The sequence below is a fragment of the Micromonospora parastrephiae genome, assembly GCF_016802865.1.
GTDB classification, from domain to species: Bacteria; Actinomycetota; Actinomycetes; order Mycobacteriales; family Micromonosporaceae; genus Micromonospora; species Micromonospora parastrephiae.
On record NZ_JAEVHM010000057.1, the window covers coordinates 23346 to 30154 of the forward strand.

The following is a 6809-nucleotide window of genomic DNA, read 5'->3' on the forward strand; positions in this document are numbered from 1 at the left end:
AGCCGGCCCGTCCCGCCGAGACCGGGCGGCCTCGGTCGCGCCGCCTCAAGCATCCGCACGTGTCGCCGGCCCGTGTGGCCGGCCGCTGTCCGGGCGATGGCTGCGCCACGGCCACGGCCAGGGCCAGCGGCCCGCGGCCCGCCGACGGGGGTGGGCGGCGCCCAGGTGTCGCGGGCCCTTTGCTCTGCTTCAACCCACGCAACATCAGACCACCCTTTCGTTGCGTCCGTTGAAGCAGAGCAAAGGCGTGCCACCCGAGGGTGCCAGCGCGACCGGGCGACCTGCTGGCCCGGCTCGGCGGCAGCGGGGAGCCCGTCGAGTCGTACCGGACAGTCGTCGCCGGAACGGACAACACGGGCCGAGCCGGCCTGCCGCAGCGCACGCGCGGCGGCCCTGGCGACGTCCTGAGCGCGCGTTTGCCGCCCGGCCGGTCGGGAACCCGAGGCGCCAGCCGCAGCAGTGGATGGGGAGAGGCCATGGCGTACCGTCCGACCGTCGCCGACACCGTGCCCGACCTGTCCACCCTCACACTCGGCGTCGAGGAGGAGTACCTGCTGCTCGACCCGGACAGCGGACGCAACCTGCCGGTTGCCGACCAGGTGCTCGCCGCGCTGCGCGGACCCGCCCGCGACCAGAGCCGCCAGGAGTTCCGGCACAGCATGGTCGAGATGGTCACCCCGGTCTGCGCCGATCTCACCGAACTGCGCGCGCACCTGGTGACGCTGCGCCGCTCCGCCGTCGAGGCCGCCACGGCCGCCGGAGCCCGGCTCGTGGCCGTCGGCGCCACCCCGATGGCCGAGCCGCACCGGACGGTGCCCGACAAACCGCGCTACCACGCCATGTCGCGCCGGTACGGGCCGGTGGCGCACGACCCCGCGGTCTGCGGCTGCCACGTGCACGTCGGTCTGCCCGACCGCGAGCTGGCCGTGCAGGTCTGCAACCACCTGCGGGTGTGGCTGCCGGTCGTGCAGGCGATCACCACCAACTCGCCGCTGCACGACGGGCACGACACCGGCCACGCCAGCTGGCGGTCGATGCAGCTGGAACGCTGGCCCAGCATCGGCCCGACGCCGTACTTCGACTCCGCCGCCGACTACGACCGCACGGTCGACGAGCTGATCGCCGCCGGCATCATGCTCGACGCCGCGATGGTCTACTGGTACGCCCGGCCGTCGTCGGCGTACCCGACGGTGGAGGTGCGGGTCGGCGACGTCTGCCCGGACGTGGACGACGCGGTGCTGGTCGCCGCGCTGGTCCGGTCCCTCGTCGCCACACTCGCCGACGACGTGCGCGCCGACGTGCTGGCCCCGCCCGTCCGGGACTGTCTGGTCGCCGCGGCGCACTGGCGGGCCGCCCACGACGGCCTCGACGGCAACCTCATCGACCTGCGCGCCGGCGGCGCCCGGCCGGCCTGGGACCTCGTCGACGACCTGATGGCGGTGATCGCGCCCGCCCTGCTGCGCCACGGCGACCTGGGGTACGTGCTGGCGCAACTGGCCCGGCTGCGGCGCGACGGCACCGGCGCGACCCGGCAGCGTCGGGTGTTGGAGCGTACCGGCGACCTGCGCGCGGTCATCGACGACCTCGCCGCCCGCACCGCCGCCGGCTGACCGGCGGTGCTCACCGGATGTCGTGGGTCTGCAGCCACAGCTCCAGCAGGCCGAGCTGCCACAGCTTGTTGCTGCCGGCCGCCGCCTCGGCCCGGTCCGGCTCGGCGAGCAGCCGCGCCACGTACTCCGATCGGAACAGCCCCCGCTCGCGCGCGACCGGCGCCTGCAACGCCTCGGCGACCAGCTCGCGCACCGGCCCGTCCACGTTGCGCAGCGCCGGAACCGGGAAGTAGCCCTTCGGCCGGTCGATCACCTCGGCCGGCAGCACCTCCCGGGCGACCTCCTTGAGCACGCCCTTGCCGCCCTGCGCCACCTTGTGCTCCGGGGGACAGTGCGCGGCGAGGGTGACCAGGTCCTGGTCGAGGAACGGTGTCCGCACCTCCAGGCCCCACGCCATGCTCATGTTGTCCACCCGCTTCACCGGATCGTCGGGCAGCATCAGATGGGTGTCCAGGCGCAGCACGGCGTCCAGCGCGGTCTGCGCACCGGGCGCGGCGAGGTGTTCGGTGAGCAGGTCGCGGCTGGCGTCGTGCTCCAGCGCGTACGCCGGGCCGACGATGCGGCGCAACTCGTCGTGGTCGCGGTCGAAGAACGCGGCGGCGAACGTCTCCGCGGCGCTGTGCCGGGGCGCCTCGACCAGCGGCTGGTGGTAGCCGTAGCCGGCGAACACCTCGTCGGCGCCCTGCCCCGACTGGGCCACCTTCACGTGCCGCGCCACCTGCTCGGACAGCAGGTGGAAGGCGACCACGTCGTGGCTGCCCATCGGTTCGGCCATCGCCAGCACGGCACGTCGTACGGCGGGCACCAGGTCGTCGTCGGCGAGCTGGATGCGGTGGTGGTCGGTGTCGTACGCGCGGGCCACCAGGTCGGAGAACTGGAACTCGTCGCCGGCCTCGCCGCCCCGGCTGTCGAAGCCGATGCTGAACGTGCGCAGGTGCTGCTGGCCGGCCTCGGCGAGCAGCGCCACGATGAGGCTGGAGTCCAGCCCTCCGGAGAGCAGCACACCCACCGGCACGTCGGCGACCAGCCGTCGGCGTACCGCGGTGCGCAGCGCCTCCCCGACGGCGGCCCGCCAGTCGGCGGCGTCCATGCCCGCGTCCGCCGGTTCGCGCACGTAGTCGGGTCGCCAGTACACCTCCTCGCGGCTGCGCCCGTCCGCCTCCACGACCCGCAGGGTGGCCGGGGGCAGCTTGCGGACGCCGCGCAGCACGGTCCGCGGCGCGGGCACGATGGAGTGCCAGGACAGGTAGTGGTGCAACGCCACCGGGTCGATGCCGGTGTCCACGTCGCCGGCCCGCAACAGCGCGGGCAGGGTGGAGGCGAACCGGAGCCGTCCGGGCGTCTCGGCGAGGTAGAGCGGTTTGATGCCGAGCCGGTCGCGGGCCAGCACCAGCCGCCGCCGGACCCGGTCGACCAGCCCGATCGCGAACATGCCGACCAGGTGGTCGACGAAGCGGTCACCCCAGTGCGCGTACGCCACCAGGATCACCTCGGTGTCGCTGGTGGAGTGGAAGGCGTACCCGGCGCGGCTCAACTCCGTACGCAGCTCCGGATAGTTGTAGACGCATCCGTTGAAGACCAGCGCCAGGCCCAGGTCGTCGCGCACCATGGGCTGTCCGCCCGCGTCGGACAGGTCGATGATGGTCAGCCGGCGGTGCCCGAGGGTGACCCAGCCGTCGGTGAACAGCCCCTCGTCGTCCGGGCCGCGAGAGCGCATCGCCTCGGTCATCCGGGTGACCGCCGCCGCGTCGGGTGGCCGGCCGTCGAACCGCGCCTCCCCGCTGATCCCGCACATCAGCCGAGGTCGTGGGTCAGGTGGGACACCAGGGGCACGAGCATCCTCCGGTCACCTCGCCCGGCCCGGTGGTGGCCGGTCCCGCCGATCGGCGGAGGCGCTGGCTACCCGGGCGTGGGCTGGGCAAACCCCCTGCGCCTCACGCGCGCAGGGTGCGCAGGATGCGGGCCAGTTCGGTGCGGTCGGCGTCGTCCAGGTGGCCGAAGAAGCGGTCGGCCTCGGCCCGGCGGGCGGTCCGGATGGCGGTGCTGACCCGGTCGCCCTCCTCGGTGAGCGCGACGAGGGTCGCCCGTCGGTCGGCCGGGTCGGGTCGGCGTTCGACGAGCCCCCGGGCCTGGAGGTCGTCGATGACCTCGGTGGCCGAGCGGGGCGCGATGCGCAGGTGCTCGGCGAGGGTGCCGGGGCGTACCTCGCCGTGCCGGGCCAGCACGCCGAGCGCTCGGGACTGGCTGGGGGTGACGTCCCAGGGCGCCAGCGAATCCCGCGTCTGTCGGCGCAATCGGGACGCCACAGCCCAGAACGTCTCCGCCAGGCTCTCGTCGTCGGCGCTGTCGGAGGTGTGCTCGGTCACCGGAATACGGTAGCAGGCGATGCGGTTGTAACCTCATGTTGAGGTAACCTCAGCATCCCCGATCGAAGGGCAGTACCCCCTTGGAACCCACCCCGATGGGCCGCGACCGCGGCCACCGCACCGTCAGCGCCGAGGAGAAGACGCAGGCCCGCCAGGTGTCCCTGCGCCGCATCGGACGCCTGTTCACCCCGCACCGGCCCGCGCTGGCCGCCGTCACCACGATCATCGTGATCTCTTCGATCATCGCGATGGCCACCCCGTTCCTGCTGCGTACCGTGATCGACCGGGCCCTGCCGCAGGGCGACGTGACCCTGCTGGTCTGGCTGGTCCTCGGCATGGTCGCCGTGGCCGCGGTGACCTCCGCCCTCGGCGTCGTGCAGACCTGGATCTCCACCCAGGTCGGGCAGCGGGTCATGCACCGGCTGCGCACCGACGTCTTCAGCCACCTCCAGCGCCAGTCGCTGGGCTTCTTCACCCGCACCCGCACCGGCGAGGTGCAGTCCCGCATCACCAACGACATCGGCGGCATGCAGTCGGTGGTCACCTCCACAGCCACCGCCGTCGCGTCCAACCTCACCACCGTGGTCGCCACCGCCGTCGCCATGGTCGCGCTCTCCTGGCAGCTGTCCCTCGTCTCGCTGCTGGTGCTGCCGCCGGCGATCTGGCTGACCCGCCGGGTCGCCCGGATGCGCCGCGAGATCACCGCCCAGCGGCAACGCGAACTCGCCGACCTCAACGTCACCGTCGAGGAGGGCCTGTCGATCAGCGGTGTGCAGTTGGCCAAGACCCTCGGCACCGGTCCCGCGCTCATCGACCGGTTCACCGCCTCGTCGGCGCGCCTGGTCGACCTGGAGCTGCGCAGCGAGCTGGCCGGCCGCTGGCGGATGGCCTCGATGAGCATCATCTTCGCCGCCGTACCGGCGGTCATCTACCTCGCCGCCGGCCTGCCCGGCGCCGCCGGCACGCTGAGCATCGGCACCCTGGTCGCCTTCACCGCCCTGCAGGGCGGCCTGTTCCGGCCGCTGATGGGTCTGCTCAACGTGGGCGTCTCGCTCACCGCGTCACTGGCGCTGTTCGCCCGGATCTTCGAATATCTCGACCTGCCGGTCGACGTGGCCGACCCCGCCGAGCCGGTCCGGCTCGACCCCGCCCGGGTACGCGGACACCTGCGCCTGGAGGACGTCACCTTCGGCTACCCGGGCAGCGACACCGCCGCGCTCGCCGGGATCACCCTCGACGTGCCCGCCGGCACCAGCCTCGCCCTGGTCGGCGAGACCGGCTCCGGCAAGAGCACCCTCGCCGGGCTGATCAGCCGGCTGCACGATCCGAACGCCGGCCGGGTCACCGTCGACGGCATCGACCTGCGGGACCTGCGCCTGGCCGACCTCGCGGCGATCGTCGGCGTGGTCAGCCAGGAGACGTACCTGCTGCACACCACCGTGCGGGAGAACCTTCGCTACGCCCGCCCGGAAGCCACCGACACCGAGATCGAGGACGCCGCCCGCGCCGCCCAGATCCACGACCTCATCGCCGGGCTGCCCGACGGGTACGACACCATGGTGGGCTCCCGCGGCCACCGGTTCTCCGGCGGCGAGAAGCAACGCCTCGCCATCGCCCGTACGCTGCTGCGCGACCCGCGCATCCTGGTCCTCGACGAGGCCACCAGCGCGCTGGACACCGAGACCGAACGGGCCGTGCAACGCGCCTTCGACGTGCTCGCCGAGGGACGCACCACGATCACCATCGCCCACCGGCTGTCCACGGTCCGCGACGCCGACCAGATCGCGGTGCTCGACCACGGCCGGATCGTCGAGTCCGGCGACCACGACAGCCTGCTGAACCGCAACGGCCGCTACGCGACACTGGCCGCCTGAGCCGTCGCCCCTTCGCTCTCAGCAGCGCCGAGGTGGCGGGTACCTGACACTGTCGACGAGCATGCACGCGGTCTGTCGGAGGCTGCCGCGACACTGAGGCTTCCGCGAACGGGGAGGTGCCTCGTGCCGTACGTCAGGTCACACACCAGGAAGGGTGGCGCGCGGGTTCGGGCGCACTACCGAAGGCGGCGCGCCGGCAGTGTTCGGCGCAGATCGACGGTCCGCCGCGTGTCCGGTGGCGGCAGGTCGGTCAACGGCTGGAGTCTTGTGCTGTGTGTCGTCGTCGGTTTCGTGCTCCTGCGCATGGTCCTCGACTTCGTCGAGCGGCATCCATTCTGGACCGTCTTTCTGGCGAGCCTCGTCGTTGCGGGAGCGACCGCGGTGGGTCTTGTCGTGTCGAGGCAGCGTGCCCGCGAGCGGGCCGACCAGGCCCAGCGGGACAGGCTGATCGCAGTGACCGACGAGATGAGCGGGCCCGAGTTCGAGCAGTGGTTCGCGCGGATCCTGGTCACCTCCGGGTTTCGGAAGGTGCAGGTGTGCGGCGGTCCCGGCGACCGGGGAGCGGACATCGTGGCGATCGCACCCGACGGCCGACGCGTCGTGGTGCAGTGCAAGCGGCAGAGCATCAGCAACCGGGTGGGCAGTGCCGCGATCCAGCGGTTCGCCGGCACCTGCCGGGACATCCACGATGGCGAGATCTGCATGCTCGTGACGAACAGCTTCTTCACCGCGGGTGACGGCATCCAGATGGCCCGCCAGCTCAACATCACGCTCGTCGACCGGCACGCGCTGGAGATGTGGGCGTGGACGGGAAGACCCACGCCGGAATCCATCGCGGGACGCACTGACGCCTGCTGCTGAAGTCCGACGTGCACATCCTCTTCCAAGTTGCCGGGAGCGCCGAACAACTACTCAGCAGCAAGTGATCTCGGAAAGGGGAGGGGGAGAGGGGGGAGTGG

The 6809-nt window shown here is 72.5% G+C and carries 5 protein-coding genes; 3 read left to right on the top strand and 2 right to left on the bottom strand.

Annotation, left to right across the window (positions count from 1 at the left end; translation table 11 throughout):
* The first annotated feature begins 476 nt into the window (after positions 1 to 476).
* Entirely contained in the window at positions 477 to 1610 is a 1134-nt protein-coding gene (locus JNW91_RS14260; protein ID WP_203175428.1) for a carboxylate-amine ligase, read from the top strand.
* Positions 1611 to 1620: 10 nt separating this feature from the next.
* Here JNW91_RS14260 and JNW91_RS14265 read toward each other — a convergent pair whose 3' ends face one another.
* A complete protein-coding gene (locus tag JNW91_RS14265) occupies positions 1621 to 3405 on the bottom strand; it encodes an N-acetylglutaminylglutamine amidotransferase (RefSeq protein ID WP_203175437.1) in 1785 nt (594 codons plus the stop codon).
* A gap of 139 nt (positions 3406 to 3544) precedes the next feature.
* Positions 3545 to 3976 carry a MarR family winged helix-turn-helix transcriptional regulator gene (locus tag JNW91_RS14270; RefSeq protein WP_203175439.1) on the bottom strand — a complete coding sequence of 144 codons (432 nt, stop codon included), beginning with the start codon at positions 3974 to 3976 and terminating at the stop codon, positions 3545 to 3547.
* Between the two features lie 95 nt (positions 3977 to 4071).
* On the opposite strand from JNW91_RS14270, the gene JNW91_RS14275 reads away from it, so the two are divergent.
* Both JNW91_RS14275 and JNW91_RS33585 read left to right on the top strand, forming a co-directional pair.
* A complete protein-coding gene (locus JNW91_RS14275; RefSeq protein ID WP_203175441.1) occupies positions 4072 to 5850 on the top strand; it encodes an ABC transporter ATP-binding protein in 1779 nt (592 codons plus the stop codon).
* Between the two features lie 228 nt (positions 5851 to 6078).
* Complete coding sequence (locus JNW91_RS33585; RefSeq protein ID WP_203175443.1) at positions 6079 to 6711, top strand: restriction endonuclease; 633 nt, start codon at positions 6079 to 6081, stop codon at positions 6709 to 6711.
* Positions 6712 to 6809 lie beyond the last annotated feature (98 nt).

Bases quoted from the DNA above. Each gene is read 5' to 3' on its own strand.
- JNW91_RS14260 (WP_203175428.1), top strand. From the start codon at position 477: ATGGCGTACCGTCCGACCGTCGCCGACACCGTGCCCGACCTGTCCACC.
- JNW91_RS14265 (WP_203175437.1), bottom strand. From the start codon at position 3,405: ATGTGCGGGATCAGCGGGGAGGCGCGGTTCGACGGCCGGCCACCCGAC.
- JNW91_RS14275 (WP_203175441.1), top strand. From the start codon at position 4,072: ATGGGCCGCGACCGCGGCCACCGCACCGTCAGCGCCGAGGAGAAGACG.